At 71.8% G+C, this 23,433-nt stretch carries 21 protein-coding genes and 1 pseudogene; 12 read left to right on the plus strand and 10 right to left on the minus strand.

Annotated elements, in window-relative coordinates; all coding sequences use genetic code 11:
* Positions 1–2: 2 nt before the first annotated feature.
* The 4 genes from ABCR83_RS12650 to ABCR83_RS12665 are packed head-to-tail and all read left to right on the plus strand — an operon-like array spanning position 3 to position 6,994.
* Complete coding sequence (locus ABCR83_RS12650) at positions 3–4,430, plus strand: beta-ketoacyl synthase N-terminal-like domain-containing protein (RefSeq protein ID WP_462695029.1); 4,428 nt, start codon at positions 3–5, stop codon at positions 4,428–4,430.
* Positions 4,427–4,756 carry a phosphopantetheine-binding protein gene (locus ABCR83_RS12655; protein WP_462695030.1) on the plus strand — a complete coding sequence of 110 codons (330 nt, stop codon included), beginning with the start codon at positions 4,427–4,429 and terminating at the stop codon, positions 4,754–4,756. Before ABCR83_RS12650 ends, ABCR83_RS12655 begins: the two co-directional genes overlap by 4 nt.
* Positions 4,753–5,949 (plus strand): glycosyltransferase, encoded by a 1,197-nt coding sequence (locus tag ABCR83_RS12660; RefSeq protein WP_462695031.1) that lies wholly within the window; start codon positions 4,753–4,755, stop codon positions 5,947–5,949. Before ABCR83_RS12655 ends, ABCR83_RS12660 begins: the two co-directional genes overlap by 4 nt.
* A complete protein-coding gene (locus ABCR83_RS12665) occupies positions 5,930–6,994 on the plus strand; it encodes a class I SAM-dependent methyltransferase (RefSeq protein ID WP_462695032.1) in 1,065 nt (354 codons plus the stop codon). The genes ABCR83_RS12660 and ABCR83_RS12665 overlap by 20 nt, the downstream gene beginning before the upstream one ends.
* An 18-nt stretch (positions 6,995–7,012) precedes the next feature.
* On the opposite strand, the gene ABCR83_RS12670 is transcribed toward ABCR83_RS12665, so the two are convergent.
* The 7 genes from ABCR83_RS12670 to ABCR83_RS12700 all read right to left on the minus strand — a co-directional run bounded on the left by ABCR83_RS12670 (position 7,013) and on the right by ABCR83_RS12700 (position 13,274).
* Entirely contained in the window at positions 7,013–7,579 is a 567-nt protein-coding gene (locus ABCR83_RS12670) for a hypothetical protein (protein ID WP_462695033.1), read from the minus strand.
* 8 nt (positions 7,580–7,587) lie between these two features.
* Positions 7,588–8,709, minus strand: a complete 1,122-nt coding sequence (locus tag ABCR83_RS12675; protein WP_462695034.1) for an ROK family glucokinase — start codon at positions 8,707–8,709, stop codon at positions 7,588–7,590.
* Between the two features lie 198 nt (positions 8,710–8,907).
* Complete coding sequence (locus ABCR83_RS12680) at positions 8,908–9,738, minus strand: ATP-binding cassette domain-containing protein (protein WP_462695035.1); 831 nt, start codon at positions 9,736–9,738, stop codon at positions 8,908–8,910.
* A complete protein-coding gene (locus ABCR83_RS12685) occupies positions 9,735–10,766 on the minus strand; it encodes an ABC transporter permease (protein WP_462695036.1) in 1,032 nt (343 codons plus the stop codon). The genes ABCR83_RS12680 and ABCR83_RS12685 overlap by 4 nt, the downstream gene beginning before the upstream one ends.
* The gene (locus ABCR83_RS12690; RefSeq protein WP_462695037.1) at positions 10,763–11,773 is read right to left on the minus strand and encodes a sugar ABC transporter substrate-binding protein; all 1,011 of its coding nucleotides are present in this window, start codon (positions 11,771–11,773) and stop codon (positions 10,763–10,765) included. Before ABCR83_RS12690 ends, ABCR83_RS12685 begins: the two co-directional genes overlap by 4 nt.
* 167 nt (positions 11,774–11,940) lie before the next feature.
* Positions 11,941–12,690 carry a GntR family transcriptional regulator gene (locus ABCR83_RS12695; RefSeq protein ID WP_462695038.1) on the minus strand — a complete coding sequence of 250 codons (750 nt, stop codon included), beginning with the start codon at positions 12,688–12,690 and terminating at the stop codon, positions 11,941–11,943.
* A 167-nt stretch (positions 12,691–12,857) separates the two neighbouring features.
* Positions 12,858–13,274 carry a guanyl-specific ribonuclease gene (locus ABCR83_RS12700; protein WP_462695039.1) on the minus strand — a complete coding sequence of 139 codons (417 nt, stop codon included), beginning with the start codon at positions 13,272–13,274 and terminating at the stop codon, positions 12,858–12,860.
* A gap of 138 nt (positions 13,275–13,412) precedes the next feature.
* Here ABCR83_RS12700 and ABCR83_RS12705 point away from each other — a divergent pair, with 138 nt between their 5' ends.
* The 4 genes from ABCR83_RS12705 to ABCR83_RS12720 all read left to right on the plus strand — a co-directional run bounded on the left by ABCR83_RS12705 (position 13,413) and on the right by ABCR83_RS12720 (position 15,489).
* On the plus strand, positions 13,413–14,048 hold the full coding sequence (locus ABCR83_RS12705; protein ID WP_462695040.1) for a helix-turn-helix domain-containing protein: 636 nt from the start codon (positions 13,413–13,415) through the stop codon (positions 14,046–14,048).
* A complete protein-coding gene (locus tag ABCR83_RS12710; protein WP_462695041.1) occupies positions 14,045–14,185 on the plus strand; it encodes a DUF6126 family protein in 141 nt (46 codons plus the stop codon). Before ABCR83_RS12705 ends, ABCR83_RS12710 begins: the two co-directional genes overlap by 4 nt.
* Positions 14,186–14,263: 78 nt before the next feature.
* Positions 14,264–14,923: a thiaminase II/PqqC family protein gene (locus ABCR83_RS12715; protein WP_462695042.1), complete on the plus strand. Its 660-nt coding sequence runs from the start codon at positions 14,264–14,266 to the stop codon at positions 14,921–14,923.
* Between the two features lie 23 nt (positions 14,924–14,946).
* Complete coding sequence (locus ABCR83_RS12720; protein ID WP_462695043.1) at positions 14,947–15,489, plus strand: GNAT family N-acetyltransferase; 543 nt, start codon at positions 14,947–14,949, stop codon at positions 15,487–15,489.
* Positions 15,490–15,511: 22 nt separating this feature from the next.
* On the opposite strand, the gene alc is transcribed toward ABCR83_RS12720, so the two are convergent.
* A complete protein-coding gene (gene alc / locus ABCR83_RS12725; RefSeq protein ID WP_462695044.1) occupies positions 15,512–16,621 on the minus strand; it encodes an allantoicase in 1,110 nt (369 codons plus the stop codon).
* A 152-nt stretch (positions 16,622–16,773) separates the two neighbouring features.
* Between alc and ABCR83_RS12730 the strand changes: the two genes are divergently transcribed.
* Positions 16,774–17,976: an RNA-guided endonuclease InsQ/TnpB family protein gene (locus ABCR83_RS12730; RefSeq protein WP_462695045.1), complete on the plus strand. Its 1,203-nt coding sequence runs from the start codon at positions 16,774–16,776 to the stop codon at positions 17,974–17,976.
* A gap of 30 nt (positions 17,977–18,006) precedes the next feature.
* Here ABCR83_RS12730 and allB read toward each other — a convergent pair whose 3' ends face one another.
* On the minus strand, positions 18,007–19,350 hold the full coding sequence (gene allB / locus ABCR83_RS12735) for an allantoinase AllB (protein WP_462695046.1): 1,344 nt from the start codon (positions 19,348–19,350) through the stop codon (positions 18,007–18,009).
* 254 nt (positions 19,351–19,604) lie between these two features.
* Here allB and ABCR83_RS12740 point away from each other — a divergent pair, with 254 nt between their 5' ends.
* Entirely contained in the window at positions 19,605–20,390 is a 786-nt protein-coding gene (locus ABCR83_RS12740; protein ID WP_462695047.1) for an IclR family transcriptional regulator, read from the plus strand.
* Between the two features lie 29 nt (positions 20,391–20,419).
* On the opposite strand, the gene ABCR83_RS12745 is transcribed toward ABCR83_RS12740, so the two are convergent.
* Complete coding sequence (locus ABCR83_RS12745; protein ID WP_462695048.1) at positions 20,420–20,875, minus strand: DUF5955 family protein; 456 nt, start codon at positions 20,873–20,875, stop codon at positions 20,420–20,422.
* A gap of 155 nt (positions 20,876–21,030) precedes the next feature.
* On the opposite strand from ABCR83_RS12745, the gene ABCR83_RS12750 reads away from it, so the two are divergent.
* Positions 21,031–21,666, plus strand: a complete 636-nt coding sequence (locus ABCR83_RS12750; protein ID WP_462695049.1) for a nucleotidyltransferase family protein — start codon at positions 21,031–21,033, stop codon at positions 21,664–21,666.
* Between the two features lie 149 nt (positions 21,667–21,815).
* Positions 21,816–23,423, plus strand: a pseudogene (gene aceB / locus ABCR83_RS12755) (malate synthase A); the annotation flags it as partial.
* Positions 23,424–23,433 lie beyond the last annotated feature (10 nt).

Here is a 23,433-nt window from a genome sequence, read left to right on the forward strand (position 1 = left end):
CGATGGCGAGCGGCCGGGCGATCCCCGTCGCCATCACCGGCATGGCCGCGCTGTTCCCGGGCGCCCCCGACCTTGCGGCGTACTGGCGGAATCTGGTGACCGGGGCGGATGCGATCAGCGAGGTTCCGGAAGGACGGTTCGACGCCGAGTACTTCGACCCGGGCGACGGCCGGCGTGCCGATCGGTTGTCCTGCCGGCGCGGCGGCTTCGTCGACGAGTTCGCCGAGGTGGACGTCGTCCGGTTCGGCATCGCGCCGTCCTCGGTGCCCGGCGCCGAACCCGACCAGCTGATCGCACTCCAGGTGGCGGCCGCCGCCATCGCCGACGCGGGCGGCGACGACCGGCTGCCCGACCGCGACCGGGTGGGGGTGGTGCTGGGCCGCGGCGGGTATCCGGGGGCCGGGCGCATTCAGCAGGACCAGCGCATGTGCGTCCCCCGCCAGATCGTGCGCACCCTCGGCGAACTGCTGCCCGAGCTCGGGCCGGACCGGCTCGCCCGGGTGCGGGCCGCGCTCTCCCGGCAACTCGGCGCCGACAGCGCCGAGTCGGCGATCGGGCTGGTGCCCAGCCTCGCCGCCTCCCGGACGGCCAACCGCCTGGACCTGCGCGGCCCCGCCTACACGGTGGACGCCGCATGTGCGTCGTCCCTGCTGGCGGTGGACCAGGCGGTCGGGGAGCTCGCCTCCGGCCGGTGCGATGTCATGCTCGCGGGCGGCGTGCACCACTGTCATGACATCACCCTGTGGAGCGTCTTCGACCGGCTGCGCGCCCTCTCGCCGAGCGAGCGCAGCCGCCCGTTCCACCGGGAGGCCGATGGCATCCTCATCGGCGAGGGCACCGGGATCCTGGTGCTCAAGCGGCTGGCGGACGCACAGCGGGACGGCGACCGCATCTACGCGGTGGTCCGCGGCACCGGGGTGGCGGGCGACGGCCGCGCCGCGGGGCTCGCCGCCCCGGATCCGGGCGGCCAGGTGCGGGCCCTGCGCCAGGCGTGGTCGGCCGCCGGGATCGATCCGCGCGAGCCGGGCTCCCTCGGGCTGCTGGAGGCACACGGCACGGCGACACCGGCCGGTGATGCGGCCGAACTGGCCACGCTGGCCGAGGTGTTCGGACCCCACCAGGCCGGGGAGCGGGCCGTGCTCGGCTCCGTGAAGTCGATGATCGGCCATGCCATGCCGGCCGCGGGGGCAGCCGGCCTGATCAAGGCGGCCCTTGCGGTACACCACGGGATGCTGCTGCCCACGCTGCACTGCGAGGACCCGCATCCGGCGCTGGCCGGCACCCGCTTCCGCACCATCGGCGCGGCGGAACCCTGGGCGGGCGGCCCGGGCGGCGGCCTGCGCCGCGCGGCGGTGAGCGCCTTCGGCTTCGGCGGCATCAACGCCCATGTGGTGCTGGAACAGCCACCCTCCCCCGGCCGCGGAGCCCGTCGGCCCGCGGTCGCGGTGAGCGAGCCGGAGCGCGTACTGGCCCTGGCCGCGGACACCCCGCGGGAACTCGCGGCGCTGCTCGCGGCGGACGGCTCCCTGACGGCGGCGACCCCGAGTGGCACCGGGAGGGCCCGGCTCGGCATCGTGGGCCCCACCGCCCGCCGACGGGCACTGGCCGCCCGGGTGGTGGCCCAAGGGCGTCCCTGGCGCGGCCGGGACGACATCTGGTTCACGCCCGCTCCCCTGCTGGGCCCGGGCTCCCCGGGCCGTATCGCCTTTGTCTTCCCGGGCTTGGAGGCGGAGTTCACGCCCCGGGTGGACGGGGTCGCCGAGTACTTCGGACTGCCGCGCCCGGTGGCCGCCCGCCCCGGCGCACCGGTCCGCGCCGGCGATCTCGGGCCGCATGCGACCGGTGTGTTCGCCGTCGGCCGGCTGCTCGACGGCGCCCTGCGGCGGATGGGGGTCGTGCCGGATGCCGTCGCCGGGCACAGCGTCGGCGAGTGGAACGCGATGGCGATGGCGGGCATGTATGCGCGCGAGGCCGTCGACGGGCTGCTCGACAGCCTCGGGGCGGACGGCGGCCCGCAACTGCCCGGCCTCGTCTTCGCCGTGCTGGGCACCTCCGCCCGGCGGGCACAGGCCGCGCTGGCGGAGCGGGCGGACGGCCGCGTGGTGCTCTCGCACGACAACGCCCCGCGCCAGTGCATGGTGTGCGGCCCCGGCGCCGAGGTCGCGGAGTTTGTGGCGAGGCTGCGGGCCGAGGGCGTGACCGGTCGGATCCTGCCGTTCCGGTCGGGGTTCCACACACCGATGCTGGCCCCGTATCTCGCGCCGATCACCGCGGCCGCGGACCGCCTGGGGCTGCGGCCCGCTGCCGTGCCCGTCTGGTCGGGCACCACGGCCGCCCCCTACCCGCCGGACCCTGCGGGGATCCGCGCGCTGTTCGTCCGGCACCTGCTGGAGCCGGTGCGCTTCCGGGCCCTGGTCGAGGCGCTGCACGCGGCCGGCTTCCGGGCCTTCGTCCAGGTCGGCACCGGACAGCTGACCTCGCTCGTCACCGACACCCTGCGGGACCGGGCGCATCTCGCGGTGGCCGCGGGCTCGCCGCGGCGCGACGGCATCGCCCAACTCCGCAGAGTGGCCGTGGCCCTGTGGAGCCACGGGGCCGCAGTCGGCCCCCTGCTTGCCCCGCCGTCCGGTTCCGCACCCCGGGTCGGCGGCCGCCCGGTCCGGCTCGCTCTCGGCAGCACGCTGGTGTCCCTGGGCGGAAGGGAACTGACGGAGCTGCGCCGGGAGTTCACGCGGGCGGGTATGGGTCCGGCGGGCTCGGCCGGCCTGGACGCCCTGGCGGACCGCTTTCCGCCGGCGGCCGAACTCGGCGCCCTGCTACGGGAGACCGCGGACCTGGCCGCCGAGCTGATCACGGCGAGCACCCCCGGCGGGGGCGCCTGGCGGAGCGAGCTCCGGGTGTCCGCGGAGGCCATGCCCCACCTCCTCGACCACTGCTTCTTCCCCCAGCGCGACGGCTGGCCCGACCTGGCGGACAGGTGGCCCGTCGTCCCGGCCACCGCCATCGTCCAGCACCTCATGGACGCCACGGAACGGCACCTCCCGGGGGTCCGGGCCGTCGCGGTGCACCACGCACGCTTCACCCGGTGGGTGAGCGCGGCCGCCCCCGTCGACATTCCCGTGACGGGCACACCGTCGCGGGAGAGCGGCGACCGGTTCGACGTCGCCTTCGGGAAGAGCGCGCACGGCACGGTGGAGGTGGCCGCGCACCATCCGCAGCCTCCCGCCCCGTGGTTCACGGACCCGGCGGCGGAACGGGCTCCCGGCCACACCACGGACGTGCTCTACGCGGAGCGCTGGATGTTCCACGGCCCCGCCTACCAAGGGGTCACCGAACTCACCGCGATCGGCGAGCGGCAGGTGCGGGGTGTGATCACCGCTCCCGCCGCACCCGGCGCGCTGCTGGACAACGTCGGCCAGCTGCTCGGCTACTGGATCATGGCGACCTGCCGCGAGGGTTGGATGGTGTTCCCCGTGGCGATGCGGCACATCCGCTTCTTCGGCCCGCAGCCATGCCCTGGTACCCGGCTGGAGTGCCTGGTGCGCATCGTCTCGCTGACGGACGCCGTGGTCGAGGCCGATGCACAGCTCGTCGCGGACGGCCGGGTGTGGGCCGAGATCACCGGCTGGCAGGACCGCCGCTTCGCCGGCCGCCCGGAGACCAGGCAGGCGGTACGCCGCCCCGAGCGGTACACGCTCTCGCGGCCACAGCCCGGCGGCTGGGTCCTGCTGCACGACTGGTGGCAGGACACCGCCTCCCGCGACCTGTTCATGCGCCACCACCTGTGCCGCGCCGAACGGCTCGGCTACGAGCAGCAGTCGCCGCGCGCCCGCGGGCAGTGGCTGCTCGGCCGGATCGCGGTCAAGGACGCGGTCCGGCAGTGGCTTTGGGAGCACGGCGCGGGGCCCGTCTTCCCGGCCGAGATCCAGGTCCGCAACGACCCGCACGGCCGGCCGTACGTCACCGGTGTGCACGGCCGCAGCCTGCCGGAACTGGACGTCACGCTGTCCCACCGCGCGGAGACCGGGGTGGCCCTGGTGCGGCCCCGCACCCGGTCCGGGCGCCCGGGCGCCGGCATCGACGTGGAGGAGGTCGCCGAACGGCCGGTGCACACCCGGGACTTCGCGCTCGGCGTGGCGGAACGCCGGCTGCTCGCCACGGCAGGTGCGGACGCGGGCGGGCCGGAGGCCCTGTGGTTCACCCGGTTCTGGGCCGCGAAGGAGGCGGTGTCGAAGGCGGAGGGCACCGGTCTGCGCGGGCGCCCGCAGGACTTCGTGGTCACCGCCGCCCGGGCGGACACCCTGCGGGTGGCAGCCGCAGGACGCTCATACCTCGTGCACTGCCGGTGCATCGGCAACCCGCCCGGGCTGCCGGCCAGGGAGTACGTCGTCGCGTGGACGACCGGAGCCGGGGAAGAGGAGGACGCTTGAACAGCGAGCAGGCACAACCGAGTTCCGCCGCCGTGGACGCGACGGTGGTGTTCGATGACATCGCCGGGATGCTGCGGGCCGTTCTCGGCACCTACGCCGAGGACCTCGCCGACACGGAGATCACCGAGAGCACGCAGCTCCACAAGGACCTGGAGCTGGAGAGTCTCGACCTGATGGACCTGGGCGGCCGGCTGGCCGCACGCTACGGCCCGCGGGTGGACTTCACCGGCTTCCTGGCGGACCTCGACCTCAGCGGGATCATCTACCTCACGGTCGGCGAGGTCGTCGCCCATGTCGTGTCGTGCCTGCGGGAGACCGGGACTTGAGCGGCTTCCTGTTTGTGGTGCCGCCGCTGGCCGGGCATGTCAACCCGACGGTCGGGGTGGCGGCGGAGCTGGTCCGGCGCGGTCACCGGGTGGCGTGGGCGGGCGCACCGGAGGCCGTGAGACCGATGGTGGGCGAGCGGGCGCTGGTGTTCCCGTGCTCCGCGGAGACACCCGACGGGCCCGGCGCTCCGTGGCGCGCCCAGCGGCGGCCGGCCGGACCGGCGGCACTGGAATTCCTGTGGGAGGGGTATCTCGGGCCGTTGGCCGTGTCCATGGCTCCCGGTGTCCGGGCGGCGGTCGAACGGTTCCGGCCCGATGTCCTGGTCGCCGATCAACAGGCCTACGCCGGAGGGCTGGTGGCCGAGCAGCTGGGTGTCCCCTGGGCCACTTCGGCGACCACCTCGGCGGAACTCACCGTGCTGGGACACCTGCCGAAGGTGGCGGCCCAGCTCGCCGAGCGCATCCAGGGCTTGCGGCGGCGGATCGGCGCCCCGGACGGCAGCGCCGATCCGCGCCTGTCCGACCGGCTGGCGCTGGTGTTCAGTACGGCCGAACTGACCGGCCCGGCAGAGCACTTCGGCAGGCAGGTCCGGCTCGTCGGCCCGTCGATCGAACCGCGCCCGACCGCCTGCCCCTTCCCCTGGCGGTGGCTGGACCGGCGGCGTGCCACCGTGCTGATCACGCTCGGCACCCTGAACGCCGACGCCGGGGCCCGCTTCCTCGCCGAGTGCGCCACAGCGGTACGGGGCCGCTCGGAGCGGCTGCAGGCGGTGATCGTCGACCCGTCGGGCAGCGTCCGGGGCTCCGCCGACGGGGTGCTCGTATGTGCCCGCGTTCCCCAACTCGCCCTGCTGGAACGGTGTTCCGCCGTGATCTGCCACGGCGGGCACAACACCGTCTGCGAGTCCTTGTGGCACGGCCTCCCCCTGGTCCTCGCGCCGATCCGGGACGACCAGCCCGCGATCGCCGGGCAGGTGGTCCGGGCGGGGGCGGGGCTGCGGGTCCGGTACGGCCGCGCGGCCGCGGACCGGATCGGTGCGGCGCTCGACGCCGTCCTCCACGAACCGGGCTACCGGGCCGCCGCCCGGCGCGTGGCCCGGTCCTTCCGCGCCGCGGGCGGAGCGGCCGCCGCGGCGACCCACCTCGAACACCTCGTCCCCAGGGAGCCGTCCGATGTCCCGACCCCTGCCTGAACCGACCGCGGAACAGCGGGCCTGCTACCGGTCCGCGCTCGCCGGCGGCGTGACCGGATTCCTCGGTCCACGCCGGACCGGCTGCCCCTGGTGCGGATCCGGCCGCCTCCGGCTCCGGCTGCGCACCACCGACCTGCTCCAGCACAAGCCCGGCACCTTCACCCTGGACCGCTGCCGGGACTGCGGGCACATCTTCCAGAATCCCCAACTGAACCAGCAGGGCCTGGAGTTCTACTACCGCGACTTCTACGACGGCTTCGGGGCGGCCAGAATGGAGGGGATCTTCGCGGGACTGCAGAAGGCCTACCGGCAGCGTGCGGAGTTTGTCGCGGCCCACGCCGAGCCCAAGACCTGGCTGGACGTCGGCACCGGGCACGGCCACTTCTGCGCGGCGGCCGCCGACCGGTTCCCCGGCACCGCCTTCGACGGCCTCGACCGCGGCGAGGGCGTGGAACTGGCGGCCCGGCACGGCCGGATCGGCCGCGCCTACCGGGGCCTGTTCCCCGAGCTCGCCCCCGAGCTGGCCGACGAGTACGACATGGTCAGCATGCAGCACTACCTGGAGCACACCGTCCACCCGCAAGCGGAACTGCGCGCGGCGGCCCAGGTCGTGCGCCCGGGGGGGCACCTGTTCATCGAGGTACCCGATCCCGAATGCCGCTTCGCCCGGCTGCTCGGGCGCTGGTGGTTTCCGTGGTTCCAGCCGCAGCACCTGCACCTGATGCCACTGGCGAACCTGCAGCGGCACCTTGAGGACCTGGGGTTCACGGTGGTGGCCCGGCAGCGCTGCCACAACGGCACCCCGCTCAACCTGCTGCTGGCCGCGTTCCTCCTGGTGCACCGCAGCGCGCCACGGGAGGACGCACCCTGGCATCCCGCGCCGCCGACCCGGCTCCAACGAGCCCTGCGCACCGCGGCGTTCGGGCTCGGCGCTCCGCTGCTGCGCTGCGCAAAGCTCGCCGACCACCTCACCGGACGGTTCCCGCCCGGCGCCCGCCTGACCGACGCCTACCGCCTGCTGGCGCGGCGGAACGGCGCCCCATAAGACGTCAACGGGCTCGCGTCAGGGGGCGGTTGTGGAGACCACGTAGACCTGCGGGTATTCCGGATTGTCCAGATTGGCGGTGATCTCCAGGCTGGGTCTGGGCTTGTCCTCCGCACGGACCGTGCCCGCCCAGTGGTGCTTGCCGCCGAAGGTCCAGCCGACCAGGCTCGCCTCGTCCTCGTCTATGGTCACCTCGCCGTTCTCGAGGTCCGAGACATGGACGCCGCGCTCGGCGAGCCACTGCTCGAACTTCTCGTGCGTCGTGGTGAATTGCAGGAACAGCGAGCTGGACTTCCATGAGTTGGTCTCGAAGTGGGAGACGTTCTCCGCGTAGGCCGGCACGGTCACCTCGTAGAGCCGGCGCTGGAGCCGCGACGGCCAGCCCTCCTCCAGACCGGTGGCAGCCGCCTGCTCCTGCTTGTAGTCGCCACCGCCGCCGCGGCTCTGCATCGCGGAGATGTAGAGGTAGCCCGCGGGGATGACGATCAGCAGGAAGACGAGGACCGGCCTGAGCCAGCGGCGCTGCGGCCGGCCGTCCTGTCCGGGCCGGTCCGGCCGGCCGGTCGTGCGCTCGCGGTCCGCCATGGTGCCCGTCACCCGCGGCCTGCCCGGGCGTAGCGCTCATAGCGTTCCACTCGGCGGCGGTTGGCGCGGCGGAAGCGGCGGGCGACCAGCCGGGCCAGGTCGGCGGCGCCGACCATGCCCGCCTCGGGGCCGAGCTGGGCCTTGACTATGCGGGCTTCCGGGCGGTAGCCGCGGCCGGTCAGATGGCGGCGGAAGGCGTCCCGGGCGGGCCCGATGAGCAGGTCGTCGGCGGCGCTGACACCACCGCCGATGACAAAGCAGGACGGGTCCAGGGCGGCGGCGAGGTTGGCGATGCCGACGCCCAGCCACTGGCCGATGTCCTGCAGCAGCTCCACGCACATGGCGTCGCCGCCCCGGGCCAGCTCGGTGATCAGCGGGCCGGTGATCTCGGAGATGCTGCCGCCGACCCGGTCGATGATGCCGTAGGCGACCGGGGACTCGGCGATCGCCAGCTCCCGGGCCTCGCGCACCAGGGCGTTGCCGGAGCTGTACTGCTCCCAGCAGCCGCGGTTGCCGCAGGGGCAGCGGTGGCCGCCGGGCACCACCTGCATATGGCCGAACTCGCCCGCGACACCGTATTTGCCGCGCTTGACCTGTCCGTCCTCCAGGATCGCACCGCCGATGCCGGTGCCGAGCGTGATCATCACCAGGTGGTCCTCGCCCCGGCCGGCGCCGAAGCGCCACTCGGCCCAGGCGGCGGTGTTGGCATCGTTGTCGACCATCACGGGCACGGCCAGGCGGCCCGCGAGCCGGTCGCGCAGCGGCTCGTTGCGCCAGGACAGATGGGGGGCGAACAGCACCCGGTTGCGGTCGGCGTCGACCCAGCCGGCGGCGCCGATGCCCACCGCATGCACATCGTGCCGGTCGGAGAGGTCGAGGACCAGCTCGACGATGGTGTCCTCGACGACCTTGGGGCTCTTGGACTTGTCCGGGGTCTCGGTGCGGAGCTTCTCCAGGATGTTGCCGTCGGCATCGACCACACCCGCCATCACCTTGGTGCCGCCGATGTCGATGCCGACGGTGGGGACGCGCGGCGCGGTCAGGTGCGATCGCCGCTCGCGGGTGCCCACCGTGCGCAGGACGGTGGCTCTGGCCGAGCCCCGGTACACCCGCTCGCGATACATGCTCATCGTGCGGCCTCCACAGGGTGGGGCATGGCGAATGAACGGGGGCGTGCTCGCACGAGGTCGTCGTCCCTGCGGTGGTCTCGGGAGGCCGGAGCCTCGTGGGTGCGTTCCGCGGGCCGGTACCCGCTTGGCCGATTGTGCCTCACCGGCGGTGTGGGGCGCATAACCGTGCAGGTCCCGGCGAGGGATGTCCGAGGGGGCTCAGGCTTCGCCGGGGATGTCCGTCCGCTTGCCCCCGATGACATCGGGAACCGGTGCCCGTTCCAGCTCGTGGCTGAGCTGCTCCAGCTCGCTGCCGCCCGCCATCTGGCGGGTGAGCTCCTCGAGGGCGATCTCGGACTTGGCGTGGCTGCCCGCCATGGCACCCCGCTTGAGCAGCACGAACCGGTCGCCGACCAGATAGGCGTGGTGCGGGTTGTGGGTGATCAGCACCACGCCCAGGCCGGCGTCCCGGGCGGCGGCGACATACTTCAGCACCACGCCGGACTGTTTGACGCCGAGGGCCGCGGTGGGTTCGTCGAGCACCAGGACCCTGGCGCCGAAGTAGACGGCGCGGGCGATGGCCACGCACTGCCGCTGGCCGCCGGAGAGGGTGCCGATGGGCTGGTCGACGTCGTGCAGCTCGATGCCCATCCGCGCCAGCTCGGCCCGGGTGGTCTCGCGCATCAGCGCCACATCGAGCCGCTTGAGCGGGCCCCGGCCCTTGGTCGGTTCCGAGCCGAGGAAGAAGTTCCGCCAGACCGGCATCAGGGGAACCACCGCGAGGTCCTGGTAGACCGTGGCGATGCCGCGGTCGAGGGCCTCGCGGGGCGAGTCGAGGCGGATCTCCTCGCCCTCGATCTCGAAGGTGCCCGCGTCATGCCGGTGCAACCCGGCAATGATCTTGATCAGGGTGGACTTGCCGGCGCCGTTGTCGCCCAGCACACAGGTGATCTCGCCGGGGTGGACTTCCAGCGACACCTCCTCGAGGGCCCGGATGCTCCCGTAGAACTTGCTCACGTCCGTGAGCCTCACCAAAGCGCCCGTGGTCATGTGCTCGCCTCCGCCCGCTTGCGCACCCAGGCGTTCAGCAGGGTCGCCAGCAGCAGCATCGCGCCCAGGAAGAACTTGAACCAGTCCGGGTTCCACTGCGCGTACACGATGCCCTTGCTGGTCATGCCGAAGATAAAGGCGCCGACCGCGGAGCCGATGGCCGAGCCGTAGCCGCCGGTCATCAGACAGCCACCGATGACGGCCGCGATGATGTAGAGGAATTCGTTGCCCACCCCCTCGCCGGACTGCACCACGTCATAGGACATCAGCAGGTGCTGGCCGGAGATCCAGGCGCAGAAGGCGACCGCCATATACAGCCCGATCTTGGTGCGGGTGACGGGGACGCCGACCGCGCGGGCCGAGTCCGCGTTGCCGCCGACCGCGAAGATCCAGTTTCCGGCGCGGGTGCGCAGCAGCACCCAGGTGGCGAGCGCGACCAGGCCGAACCACCACAGGATGGTGACCTGGAGGTCGACGTCGCCCACCGTCAGATGGGAAGCGAAGAGCGCGTGGGCGGAGTCGAAGCCCTCCATGTCACCGATGCTCTTGGTCGAGACGGTGCCGCTGATGAGCTTGGTGAAGCCGAGGTTGAGGCCCGTCAGCATCAGAAAGGTGCCGAGCGTGATGATGAAGCTGGGCAGTTTGGTGCGGGTGAGCATAAAGCCGTTGAAGAAGCCGATCGCCAGGGTGGCCAGCAGCGACACCCCGATGCCGACCCAGACGTTGGCCGTCATCTGATAGCTGAACATCGAGGAGATCAGCGCGGAGCTGGTCACCATCACACCGGTCGACAGGTCGAACTCGCCGCCGATCATCAGCAGCGCCACCGGCACCGCCATGATGCCGATCGTCGAGGACGCATAGAGCACGGTGGACAGGCTGGAGGCCTGGAGGAAGCTTTCGGCGATGACCGAGAAGAAGACGAAGACGGCGGCGGCACCGACCACCGCACCCAGCTCGGGGCGGCCGATGAGGCGCCGCAGCGAGGAGCGGTGCGGCGGGCGGTCGTCGACCGCGGGGGCACTCATCGGGTGCCTCGCTTGGTGTATTCGGCCAGGGCCTTGGCGTCGTCCTTGGTGATGATCTGCGGGCCGGTGAGGACCGGCCGGCCACCGCCGAGGACATCGGCGTTGTACCGGTAGAGCCACAGCAGGTCCACGGCCTCATATCCCTGGAGATAGGGCTGCTGGTCGACGGCGAAGCCGAGGGAGCCGTCCTGGAGGGACTCGGCGACCTTGGCGTTGAGGTCGAAGGTGTCCACCTCCGCCTTGCTGCCCGCCTGCCGGGCGGCCTTGACCGCGGTCGGCGCGAAGGGGGCGCCGAGCGTCACCACGGCGTCGATGCCCTGGTCCGCCTGGAGCTTGGCCTCGATGGACGACTGCACCCCGGGCATGTTGGTGCCCTCGACGTAGAGCTTCTCCAAGGTGCCCTTGAAGGTCTTCTGCACCCCGTCACAGCGCTGCTCATGGCCGACGTTGCCCTGCTCGTGCAGGACGCAGACCGCCTTCTTCCGGCCCCGGTTGTTGAGCTCGTCGCCGACGGCCTCGCCGGCGATGGTCTCGTCCTGGCCGATGTGGGAGAGCGCCCCGAACTTCTTCGACTCCTCGGAGCCGGAGTTCACGGTGATCACCGGAATGCCGGCCTTCCTGGCCTTCTCCAGGACGTCCTTCATGGCATCGGGCTTGGCCAGGGTGACGACCAGCCCGTCGACCTTCTGGTCGATCATGGCCTGGACGTCCTGGGCCTGCTTGTTCCCCTCCACATCGTGGGCATAGAGGAACTTGATGTTGTCCTTGACCGCCGCCTGCTTGGCGCCGTTCTGGACGATGTCCCAGAAGGTGTCGCCATCGCCCGAGTGGGTGACCATCGCGAAGGTCCACCGGGGGGTGTCGACCGCGGCGTGCCCCTGGGCGGCCCGGGCGGCCCGCTCCTCCGCGCGCTTGCCGCCCGTACTGCTGCACCCCGCCAGCGTGGCGGCGACCACCGCAACCAGCACGGCGCTCATCGCACGTACGCCTGTCCGAACCCTTGTCACGCGGCCTTGCCCTTCCACTGTCTGTCACGACCAGCCGGACCCCGGTCCTGCGGGCCCAACCGCCCAAGTATCCGTCACCATCCGTCACCGCCGTTCGCCGGGGCTTCGGCGGTACCGGAGTTCTAGTGGCGCACGCCACACTGCGTCAAGAGTTTGTCAGAACATTCTTACGGGCGAGCGAGCAGCTGGAAGTCGAACGAGTAGCGCGACGCCCGGTACAGATGTGCTCCAAACTCCACCGCGCGGCCCGTGTCGTCATAGGTCGTCCGCTCCATCGTCAGCAGCGGCGCACCCTCCGGTTCGGCCAGCAGCTCCCCCTCCCACCCGGTGGCGGCGCGGGCGCCGATGGTCTGCCGGGCGCTGTGCAGGGTGATCCCGCTCGTCCGCAGCAGCCGGTAGAGCCCGGTCTCCTCCAGCACGCCCCCGTCGAGGTCGAGCAGTCCGGTGGGCAGGTGGTTGCGCAGCTGGGCCACGGGCTCGCCGTGCGCGAGGCGCAGCCGCTCGATGAGCACCACCTCGGTGCCCTCGGGGATGCCGAGGGCGGCGGCGACCTGCCCGGTGGCGGGCTCCACGAGCCGGCGCAGCACCCGGGTCCCGGGGCGCTGGCCCGCGGCCTCGAGGTCGTCATAGAGGCTGCTCAGCTCCAGCGGGCGCCTGACCTGGCTGTGCACGACCTGGGTGCCGACGCCGCGGCGGCGCACCAGCAGCCCCTTGTCGACGAGCGACTGGATGGCCTGCCGGACGGTGGGCCGGGACAGGCCCAGCCGCCCCGCCAGCTCGATCTCATTGCCCAGCAGGCTGCCGGGGGCGAGCCGGCCCTGCTCGATGGCGGCCTCCAGCTGCTGCGCCAGCTGGAAGTAGAGCGGGATCGGACTGCCGCGGTCGAGGGTGAACCGGAGGGGTTGGTGCTGCGCCACGCAGGGAGCGTAGCCGCGCGACCGGTTGACGGGAAGTCCGGAGGTCCGGTTGTCCGGACATATACGTCCCCCTTGGGCGTGTCGGCACACGCCAAGGCCTCCCGCGGATGCCGGAGCATGGCATCCACGGGAGGCGACGGCACAGCCCGTGTCGGTCGACTACCGGTTCAGCACCCGAAGTTCACCAGACGGAACGTCCGGTAGTGATCCGCGGTGTAGTAGTCCTCGTGGTGCTTCTGGCCGGTGATGATCCGACGGGTCCCACGGGTGGGCGCGCCGGGGGTGACCACGGTGTACTCGTGGTAATAGCCGCTGCGTTGCTTGGGCAGGACGCCTTCCCGGTTGGAGAAGACCGTTCCGTCCTTGGGGTACGGGAAGGGGCCGCCCTTGTCGATCAGGTCCAGGGTGTGGTGAGCCTCCGAGGGCAGGGCGGAGTAGCAGACGTTCCCGATGCTCTTCACGGTGGCCACCGAGGCGACCTCGGAGCCGGTGGCCGTGGCGGCGACGGCCGGGGTGCCGAGGAGCAGAGTCGTGGCCACGGCGGCGAGCACGCCGGTACGCGCGATGCGATGGGGGATTCTCATGCGCCCAGGATGACGCGCGTAGCACATGTCATGTCAACGACAACTGCTTAATGTTTCCGCAACGTTCACCAATCATGACCATTTACCAAAGAGGCAAAAAATTTTGCCTCTCAGGCATGTGCTGGCTATACCGGAACCATGAGCGCCGCACCCGAACCGACCGACCCCGTGGCGGGCCAACTGCCCGATGTGGCCCCGCGGCTGCGCGCCCTGCGGCTGCGCGGCGGACTGACCCTGGAGTCCGCGGCGGCCCTGGTCGGGCTGTCCCCCGCCCATCTGTCCCGGCTGGAGACCGGCCGGCGGACCCCCTCGCTGCCCATGCTGCTCGCGCTGGCGCGCACCTATGGGACGACCGTATCCGACCTGCTGGGCGAGGTGGCCCCGGAGCGGGATCCGATCGTCCGCGCGGACCGGATGGAGGCCCAGCGGGCGGGCGGCTGGACGTACTGGCGGGCGGGCGGCTCGGGCCGGGCGATGCAGGCGCTGCGGCTGCATGTGCCCCGGGGCCGGGGCAGCCAGGAGGAGCTGGTGCGGGTGCACCCCGGGGAGGAGTGGCTGTACGTCACCGAGGGGCGGCTCAGGCTGACGCTCGGCGAGACCGCCCATCTGCTCGGCCCCGGCGACGCGGCGCACTTCGACTCGCTCACCCCGCACCGCATCGCCGCAGCCTCGCCCGGCGGGGTGGACCTGCTGTTCCTGCACACGCTGATGCAGAGCGGCGTGGCCGAGCTGTGCCTCGGCGACACCGGGCCGAACCGAAGGAGGACACCGTGAGCGACACCGCGAAGAGGTTCCAGGAAGAGGACCGGGCCCCGATGGGCATGGCCGTCCGGGTCGCCATCTACCTGGTCGCCGTCCACTTCATCGCCGCCTTCTTCTTCCTGCTCTTCTATCTGGGCGGCGAGGCATAAGGGCCGCCGATATCCTGACTTCTCCGGCCCGTTCACCGGCCCGTTCCCGGCTGCCCGTTCCTTGTGAAAGGCGGAGCGATGACCCGTACGGCCCAGGAAGTGCTCGCGGACGCGGTGCGGAAGCCGGCCCCACGGGCCGGGGCGAACCGGCTCGTCCCGGCGATCGCGGCGGGCCGGGCGCCCCGCGAGGTCATCGCCACCCTCGCACTGGAGCAACACCACATCATCACCAGCGACTTCCGCAGCTACGGGCGGCTGTGCGAACGCTCCGCCGGGCAGCCCGGGATCGCCGCCTTCTTCCGTCCGCTCGCACACGGCGAGAGCCTGGCGCTGGAGCGGCTGGCAGCACTGATCACGGCCTGCGGGCTGGATGAGGCGGCGGTGCGGGCGTATGAGCCCAAGGCGGGCTGCCAGGCGTATCCGGCGTACACGGCCTGGCTGGCGCTGGGCGCCGAGCCGGTGGACGCGGTGGTGGCGATCACCGCCAACTTCGCCGCCTGGAGCGGCTACTGCGCCACCGTCGGCCGGGCGCTGCGCGTCCACTACGGCCTCGACGACGAGGCATGCGGCTTCTTCGACCTCTTCGCCGCCCCGGATCCACGGGGCGCCGAGCGCGCGGCCGCCGCGGTGGCGGACGGACTCGCCGCGGGCCTGCTGTCGGAGCGGCTCGCCCACCGCTACGGACGGCTGCTCCAGGATTACGAGTTGATGTTCTGGAACACCCTGGCCGAGGAATGACCGCCCCGTTGTACGGTGCAGGTATGCCGATTTCCGAAGACCTCACCGTCCACTACCGTCCGGCGACCCCCGAGGACAAGCGGGCCATCGCCGCCCTCGACAACTCCTTCACCACCGACACCGTCATCGAGGTCACCGTCTCCGAGGACGGCTTCCGGCTGCGCACCGTCCCCGTCGACCCTCCGTTGCGCAAGGTGTATCCGGAGCACGACGACGACCCCGAAGGGAACGCCCACCTCATCGTCGCCCACGACGGCTCGGGGCCGTGCGGCGTCATCACCTTCGTCCACCAGGAGTGGAACAACCGGCTGTGGATCGCCGACCTCAGGGTCTCCCCCGCCCACCGCGGCCGGGGCATCGGCCGGGAGCTGATGGAGCGGGCCCTCGCCCGGGGACGCGAACTGGGCGCGCACACCGCGGGCTTGGAGGTCACCAGCATCAACGCCCCGGCGGTGCGGGCCTATCGCCGCCTGGGCTTCACGGTGACCGGCCTGGACAGCGCCCTCTACACCGGGACCGTCTCCGAGGGGGAGTGCGCCCTCTTCATGAGCCGCCCGCTCAACTGAGCCCGGGCCGCCGTTCGCTCACCTAGGCGAGCGAGCCATGGACGCGCAGCCGGGCGATGCCCCCGTCGGGGTGGATGTCGATCCGCAGATGTGTGGCCACCCGGTCGCCGGTGAGCACAAAGCGGTGGACCGTGTCGGGCTGGAGCCGGGTGCGGGGCAGGAGTTCGGTCCAGCCGGTGGTGTGGTCGGCGGGGTCGGCGCCGGTGGTGGCGTCGAGTACGGACAGCGCGGCCCAGCCCGCGGCGTTGCCCTTGAGGAAGCCGGTGTCGATCTCGACGGCGCGCGGCACCGACCGCCCGGCGAGCCGGAAGCGCACCCAGTCGTGGCCCTTGTCCCGGCGCCGGCGGGTCTCCCAGCCGTCGTCCATCCGGTGGGACCTGCCGGGCCGGATGGTGTTGAGCGGCGGGGAGTAGAAGCGGTCCGAGGCGTCCTCGACCTGGCCGCCGTTCTCCAGCGCGGCGAGGTCGAAGGTGCCCAGGGCCGCGAGCCAGGCGGGGTCGGGCACGGCCTCGCCGTGCACCCGCAGCCGGGCGATGCCCCCGTCGGGATGCTGGTTGAGGCGCAGATGGGTGAAGCGCCGGGTGCTGTCGACGGCGAAGCCATTGGCCGCATGGCCGCCCACCGGAGTGCGCGGGACCAGCACCGTCCACCTCACCCCGGCCGCGAGCAGCTCCCCGGGCGAGGGAGTGCCGGGCAGTTCGGTGGCCTCGACACTGACCGACTGGGGGTAATTGCCGCGGAAGTGGGCGGTGTCGACGACCAGGCCATTGATGACACCCGGTACGCCGAGCCGGATCAGCGCCCAGTCGTGGTCCTGGTCCGTGGGATGGGGGTGGTCGGTGCTCGCACCGCGCCGCCGGCGGGTCTCCCAGCCGTCCATGACCTTGCCCTTGTGGCCGAAGCGGTCCGGGTCGAAACGGGCGGCGGCGGGCGTCAGCAGATTCTCCCGCTCGGCGAAGAACTCGTCATTGGCGGCGAGCACCGACCCGCCCAGGCGGCGGTCCGCGAGGTCGGGGAAGCGGGCGAAGGGGAAGTCGGCGGTGCGGTAGTCGGCGTAGGGGTCGCCGCCGGGGTAGGGCTGGGCGTCGCCGGTGAAGGCGGGAATCCGTGAACTGCCCGGTATCTCCGTCATCTGATACCTCCGAGGAAACCCCCGCCTTCAGGCGGGGGAGGAATCGGACTCCTGCAGAGCAGGGCAAGGAACTGCGATTCGCCGCCAGGGCGGATCGCAGTGCTCTGACTCGCAGATTTGGCCTTGAGTCGCAGGCCCGCTAGTTTGCGGGCGTGACTGCGAGGTGCGTGAAGCGGGCGTTCAAGTACCGCTTCTATCCGACTGATGCGCAGGCGGCCGAGCTGTCGCGCACGTTCGGATGTGTGCGCAAGGTCTACAACCTGGCGCTCCAGGCCCGCAGCGAGGCATGGGCTCTGCGCCAGGAGCGGGTCAACTACAACGCCACATCGGCGATGCTGACCGCGTGGAAGAAGACCGAGGAACTGACGTTCCTCAATGACGTGTCGTCGGTCCCGCTCCAGCAGACGCTTCGGCACTTGCAGACCGCGTTCACCAACTTCTTCGGCAAGCGGGCCAGGTACCCGCGCTTCAAGTCGCGGAAGAAGTCCCGGAAGTCCGCCGAGTACACGACCTCCGGATTCCGCTTCCGCGATGGCAAGCTCACCTTGGCGAAGATGAGCGAACCGCTCGACATCGTGTGGTCCCGGTCTTTGCCCGAGGGGACAAAGCCGTCCATGGTGACCGTGTCGCAGGACGCGGCGGGCCGTTGGTTCGTCTCGATGCTGTGCGACGACTCCGGCGTGACACCGTTGGCCGCCGCCGGCCAAGTCGTCGGAGTCGATGCTGGGCTCGGCCATCTCCTGACGCTCTCCACCGGCGAGAAGATCGCCAACCCTCGGCATGAGCGCAAGGACCGTTCCCGTCTCGCGAAGGCCCAACGGATCCTGGCGAAGAAGGCCAGGGGTGACGGCGCAAACCGGGCCAAGGCCCGCCGGAAGGCCGCGAAGATCCACGCGAGGATCGCCGACCGGCGCCGTGACCACCTGCACAAGCTGACCACTCGTCTCGTTCGTGAGAACCAAACGATCGTGATCGAGGACCTGACCGTCCGGAACATGCTCAAGAACCACTGCCTGGCGCGTGCGATCAGCGACGCGGCGTGGACACGGTTCCGGACGATGCTGGAGTACAAGGCCCAGTGGTACGGGCGCGAGGTGATCGCCGTGGACCGGTGGTTCCCCAGCTCGAAACTGTGCTCTGTCTGCGGCACCCTGCAAGACAAGATGCCACTGAACATGCGCACATGGATGTGCGACAACTGTGGCACCCTGCACGACCGCGACGTGAACGCGGCGCGCAACCTGAAGGCCGCCGGGCTGGCGGTTTCGGCCTGTGGAGCCGGTGTAAGACCTCAACGGAGTTCTCCAGGCGGGCAATCGGCAATGAAACAGGAACCCCTACGGCGCGAGCCGTAGGAATCCCCCTCGTTTACGAGGGGGATGAAGTCAAATTGAGTGTGGTCTCTCCAGAAGTCGGCCGGTGGGCTCGGTGAAGCCGCCGTGGTGGTGGATCCTGCGGCCGCGCAGCCAGGTGGACCGTACGACGCCGTACAGCGTCCGGCCCGCATAGGCGGTGACCGGGTTGCGGTGCTGGAGCGCGGCCGGGTCCACGGTGAAGGTCTCGTCGGGGGCGAGGACCGCGAAGTCCGCGTCGCGGCCCGGCTCGATGGCGCCCTTGGCGGCCAGCCCGGCGAGGGCGGCCGGGGCGGTGGCCATCCAGCGGGCCACCTCGGGCAGGCCGTGTCCGCGCCGCCGGGCCTCGGTCCAGACGGCGGGCAGGCCCAGCTGCAGGGAGGAGATGCCGCCCCAGGCCCGTCCGAAGTCGGGCACCTTGAGGTCGGCGGTGCAGGGCGAGTGGTCGGAGACCACGCACTGGACGGTCCCGGCGGCGAGCCCCGCCCACAGCGCGTCCTGATTGGCCGCCTCCCGGATGGGCGGGCAGCACTTGAACTCGGTGGCGCCGTCGGGCACTTCCTCGGCGGTGAGGGTGAGGAAGTGCGGGCAGGTCTCGGCACTGACCGGCAGGCCCGCCGCCCGCGCCGCGGCGATCGTCCCCAGCGCCTCGGCGGAGGACAGGTGCAGTATGTGCACCCGCGTCCCCAGCCGCCCGGCGATCTCGACCAGCCGGGCGATGGCGTCGTTCTCGGCGTCGCGCGGGCGGGAGGCGAGGAAGTCGGCGTACCGCGGACCCTGTGGTTGCGGTGCGTGCTCGAGGTGGACCGGGTCCTCGGCATGCACGATCAGCAGCCCGCCGAAACCGGCGATCTCGGCGGCGGCCGCTTCAAGTTCGGCCGGCCCCAGCGGGGGGAACTCCGCCACGCCCGACGGGGAGAGAAAGGCCTTGAAGCCGAAGACCCCGGCCTCGTGCAGCGGCCGCAGATCCGCGGTGTTGGCGGGCAGCGCCCCGCCCCAGAAGCCGACGTCGACCTGGGCGGCGCCGCGGGCCACCGCCTGCTTGACCCGCAGCGCGGGAACGGTGGTGGTGGGCGGCAGGCTGTTGAGCGGCATGTCGACGAGCGTGGTGATCCCCCCGGCGGCCGCGGCCCGGGTGGCCGTACCGAACCCCTCCCACTCGCCGCGGCCGGGGTCGTTCACATGCACATGGGTGTCGACCAGCCCGGGGAGCAGGGCGTCGTCACCGAGGTCCGCGGTCCGCACACCGGCCGGGGACGCGGCCCCGTGCGGCAGTACGGCCGCGATCCGTCCCCTGGCGACGGCGACGGAGGCGGCGCGCACCCCCTCGGGGGTCACGACCCGCGTCGAGCGCAACCACAGTTCCACTTCGGACACGGCGTCGCCCTCTCCTCGCGCTCCACCCACAGCACGACTGCCCATCTTCAACGTTCTGTTGAACAGCAATGCCGGCAGTCTTCAACCGGGCCCCCGGCCCGTCAACCCCCTCACCGTCGATCACCCGCTCCACATGCGGGTATTCACCGCTATTCACCGCGCGAAAAGCCGGGCTCCACCCGCGAGAACCGAGCGTGAGCCATCGGCCACGGCCCGGTAGGCTGCTCCCACCCTCACCCCGGAAGGACCGCACCGTGCCCTCGTCCGCCGAGCCCCGTATCACCTCAGCCACCGGAGGCGTCCAGTCCCTCGAGCGCGCCTTCGACCTGCTCGAGCGGATGGCCGACGCCGGCGGTGAGGTCGGGCTGAGCGAGCTCGCCGCGAGCAGCGGACTGCCGCTGCCCACCATTCACCGGCTGATGCGCACGCTGGTGGCCTGCGGTTATGTACGCCAGCAGCCCAACCGCCGGTATGCGCTCGGCCCCCGGCTGATCCGGCTCGGCGAGAGCTCGGCCCGGCTGCTCGGCACCTGGGCACGTCCACACCTCGCGCGGCTGGTGGAGGAGACCGGCGAGACGGCCAACATGGCCCTGCTCGACGGCGACGAGGTGGTCTATGTCGCCCAGGTGCCCTCACACCATTCGGTGCGGATGTTCACCGAGGTGGGGCGGCGGGTACTGCCCCACACCACGGGCGTCGGCAAGGCGCTGCTCGCACAGGCACCCGACGACCAGGTGCGGGCGCTGCTCGCCCGGACGGGCATGCCGGCCGCGACCGAGAAGACCATCACCACGCCCGAGGCGTTCCTGGAGGCCATCGCCCAGGTGCGCGAGGCGGGTTATGCGGTGGACGACAACGAGCAGGAGATCGGGGTCCGTTGCCTGGCGGTCCCGGTGCCCGACTCCCCCACCTCGGCCGCGATCTCGATCTCGGGTCCGGCGGGACGGGTCACGGAAGAGGCCACGGAGAAGATCGTCCCGGTGCTCAAGGAGGTCGCCGCCCAGCTGTCGGCGGCCCTCGCCGACTCCGGCTCCGGCTGACCGGACCGGGCGGGCGGGTGTCCGCGCCGTCAGGTTCCCTCGCGCGGGCGCGGCACCACGGGCTGATCGTCCCGCTCGGCACCGTGCTCAACCGGCTTGGCGCCATGCTCATTTGGCTTGGCGCTGCACTCGTTCGGCTTGGCGCTGTGCTCAGCCGGCTTGGCGCTGTGCTCGTTTGCGAACTGCTCAACCGCTGCCCGCACCTCACCCAGCGCAGGGGCCAGCGCGCTGACCGAGCCGACCGCGCCCGCCACCAGCAGCAGCGAGCGGCGCAGCCGGGAGACCTCCGGGCAGCCCGCCCGCGCCATGGCGTCCAGCGCGGCCAGTTCGTCCTCGGCGGCGTCTCTGTCGGGTAACCGAGCGGGGTGCCCGGCCAGCGCCCGGCGCAGCCGGGACACCGCCGCGCACAGCTCGCCCACCCCGGGATCCGGCCCCTCGGGACGGCTTGTCGATTCCTGCTCCACCGCAACGGCGCCTTCCGTCACGACTCTCCCCCTCCCACGCGCTCGCGCGGATCAGTTAACGCCACTTTGCGTCTGCCGCGCCACACGCACAGCGAAATTGAGGCCGCATGTTCTCGGCCGGGTGACGAACTGGCATACCCCACACACGCTGCCGCTCTTGCGGTAAGCAGTGAGCCATGGCTCTGACGACGGACACGAAAACGACAGAAGCCGAGGCGGTACCCCCCGTGGCCGGGCTGCTGCTCGCGGCGGGCGGGGGGTTGCGGCTCGGCGGACACCCCAAGGCTTTGCTGGAGCATCGTGGCGAACTTCTGCTCCAGCACACAACAAGAGTGCTGGACGCGGGCGGCTGCGCGCCGGTGCATGTGGTGCTGGGCGCGGGCGCGGCGGCGGTACGGGCCCGCGTGCCCGGGCGGCCGGGCACGGTCCTGGTCGACAACCCCCACTGGGCGGAGGGCATGGGCTCATCGCTCCGCGCGGGCCTGGAGTCGCTCGCCGCCACCGACGCACCGGCCGTCCTGGTGCTGCTGGTGGACCAACCGCGCATCGGCGCACGGGCGGTGGCCCGCATCCTGGCCGCACACCGGGCGGGCGGGCAGTTGGTGGCCGCCGCCTACGGGGGCGAACGCGGCCACCCCGTCCTGTTCGCACGCCGCCACTGGGCCGGGGTCGCCGCCGCGGCCACCGGCGACCGGGGTGCCCGGGACTATCTCCGCGAGCATGCCGACGCCGTCACCCTCGTCGAATGCTCGGACATCGCGACGCCCGACGACATCGACACTCCGGAGGACCTCGCCCTCCTCGGCCCATGACCTGGAGCATGGCCCCCGAGAGCATGCCGCCGAGGGCATGACACCGAGCGCCAAGCGGTATTGAACTTCCACCATGAGAAAACTACTCTCCACTGGCCAGGAGTTGGCACTCCGTGCCGCCCGCCGCCCGTCGAAGGAGTGACACCGCCATGCCCGCACCAGCGTCGGCCGTCGTCGTCAACACCCCGCCCGTGCAGCGCCAGGAGGAGGTGCTCACCGACGCCGCTCTCGACTTCCTCGCCGCCCTGCACCACCGCTTCACCCCGCGCCGCGATGAACTCCTCGCCCGCCGCCACGCCCGCCGGGCCGAGATCGCCCGCACCCACACCCTGGACTTCCTTCCCGAGACCGCCCGCATCCGCGCCGACCCCACCTGGCGGGTAGCCCCGGCCCCCGCCGCACTCGAGGACCGGCGAGTGGAGATCACCGGCCCCACCGACCGCAAGATGACCATCAACGCCCTCAACTCCGGCGCCCGGGTCTGGCTTGCCGACTTCGAGGATGCCTCCTCCCCCACCTGGGAGAACGTCATCCAGGGCCAGCTGAGCCTCACCGACGCCTACGAACGCCGCATCGACTTCACCACCCCCGAGGGCAAGAGCTACGCACTGCGCCCCGCCGAGGAGCTGGCGACCGTGGTGGTCCGCCCGCGCGGCTGGCACCTCGACGAGCGCCACCTCACCGTCGACGGCCGCCCCGTGCCCGGCGCGCTCGTCGACTTCGGCCTCTACTTCCTCCACCATGCGCGGCGCCTCCTCGACCTGGGCAAGGGCCCGTACTTCTACCTCCCCAAGACCGAGTCGCACCTCGAAGCCCGGCTCTGGAACGAGGTGTTCGTCTTCGCCCAGGACTACCTCGGCCTCCCCCAGGGCACCATCCGCGCCACGGTCCTCATCGAAACCATCACCGCCGCCTATGAGATGGACGAGATCCTCTACGAACTGCGCGACCATGCCTCGGGCCTCAACGCCGGCCGCTGGGACTACCTCTTCTCCCTCATCAAGAACTTCCGCGACGGCGGCGAGAAGTTCGTCCTCCCGGACCGCAACTCCGTGACGATGACGGCCCCCTTTATGCGCGCCTACACCGAACTCCTGGTGCGCACCTGCCACCAGCGCGGCGCCCATGCCATCGGCGGCATGGCCGCGTTCATCCCCTCCCGCAAGGACCCCGAGGTCAACAAGGCCGCCCTGGCGAAGGTCCGGGCCGACAAGGACCGCGAGGCACAGGACGGCTTCGACGGCTCCTGGGTCGCCCACCCCGATCTGGTCCCGGTCGCCCAAGCATCCTTCGACGCCGTGCTGGGCCAACGCCCGCACCAGAAGCACCGGCTGCGGGAGGACGTCCAGGTGACGGCGGATCAACTCATCGCCGTTGACTCGCTCAAGGCCCGCCCCACCTTCGAAGGACTGCGCAACGCCGTCCAGGTCGGCATCCGTTATATCGAGGCATGGCTACGGGGGCACGGCGCCGTGGCCATCTTCAACCTCATGGAGGACGCGGCGACCGCGGAGATCTCACGCTCCCAGATCTGGCAGTGGGTGAACGCCGGCATCGTCTTCGAAACCGGCGGGCGGGCCACCGCCGAGCTGGTCCGTACCGTTGCGGCAGACGAACTGGCCGCGATCCGGGAGGAGACCGGAGACTCCGCCTTCACGGCGGGAGAGTGGCAGCGGGCCCACGACCTGCTGCTCAGGGTCGCCTTGGACGAGGACTACACGGAGTTCCTGACACTACCGGCGTATGAACTCCTCGGCACGCCTTCTG

The sequence above is a fragment of the Streptomyces xingningensis genome (genome assembly GCF_054957865.1).

Coding starts and splice junctions, on each gene's coding strand:
- ABCR83_RS12650 (WP_462695029.1), top strand. CDS start 3: ATGGCGAGCGGCCGGGCGATCCCCGTCGCCATCACCGGCATGGCCGCG.
- ABCR83_RS12665 (WP_462695032.1), top strand. CDS start 5,930: ATGTCCCGACCCCTGCCTGAACCGACCGCGGAACAGCGGGCCTGCTAC.
- ABCR83_RS12670 (WP_462695033.1), bottom strand. CDS start 7,579: ATGGCGGACCGCGAGCGCACGACCGGCCGGCCGGACCGGCCCGGACAG.
- ABCR83_RS12675 (WP_462695034.1), bottom strand. CDS start 8,709: ATGAGCATGTATCGCGAGCGGGTGTACCGGGGCTCGGCCAGAGCCACC.
- ABCR83_RS12680 (WP_462695035.1), bottom strand. CDS start 9,738: ATGACCACGGGCGCTTTGGTGAGGCTCACGGACGTGAGCAAGTTCTAC.
- ABCR83_RS12685 (WP_462695036.1), bottom strand. CDS start 10,766: ATGAGTGCCCCCGCGGTCGACGACCGCCCGCCGCACCGCTCCTCGCTG.
- ABCR83_RS12700 (WP_462695039.1), bottom strand. CDS start 13,274: ATGAGAATCCCCCATCGCATCGCGCGTACCGGCGTGCTCGCCGCCGTG.
- ABCR83_RS12705 (WP_462695040.1), top strand. CDS start 13,413: ATGAGCGCCGCACCCGAACCGACCGACCCCGTGGCGGGCCAACTGCCC.
- ABCR83_RS12715 (WP_462695042.1), top strand. CDS start 14,264: ATGACCCGTACGGCCCAGGAAGTGCTCGCGGACGCGGTGCGGAAGCCG.
- ABCR83_RS12720 (WP_462695043.1), top strand. CDS start 14,947: ATGCCGATTTCCGAAGACCTCACCGTCCACTACCGTCCGGCGACCCCC.
- alc (WP_462695044.1), bottom strand. CDS start 16,621: ATGACGGAGATACCGGGCAGTTCACGGATTCCCGCCTTCACCGGCGAC.
- ABCR83_RS12750 (WP_462695049.1), top strand. CDS start 21,031: ATGGCTCTGACGACGGACACGAAAACGACAGAAGCCGAGGCGGTACCC.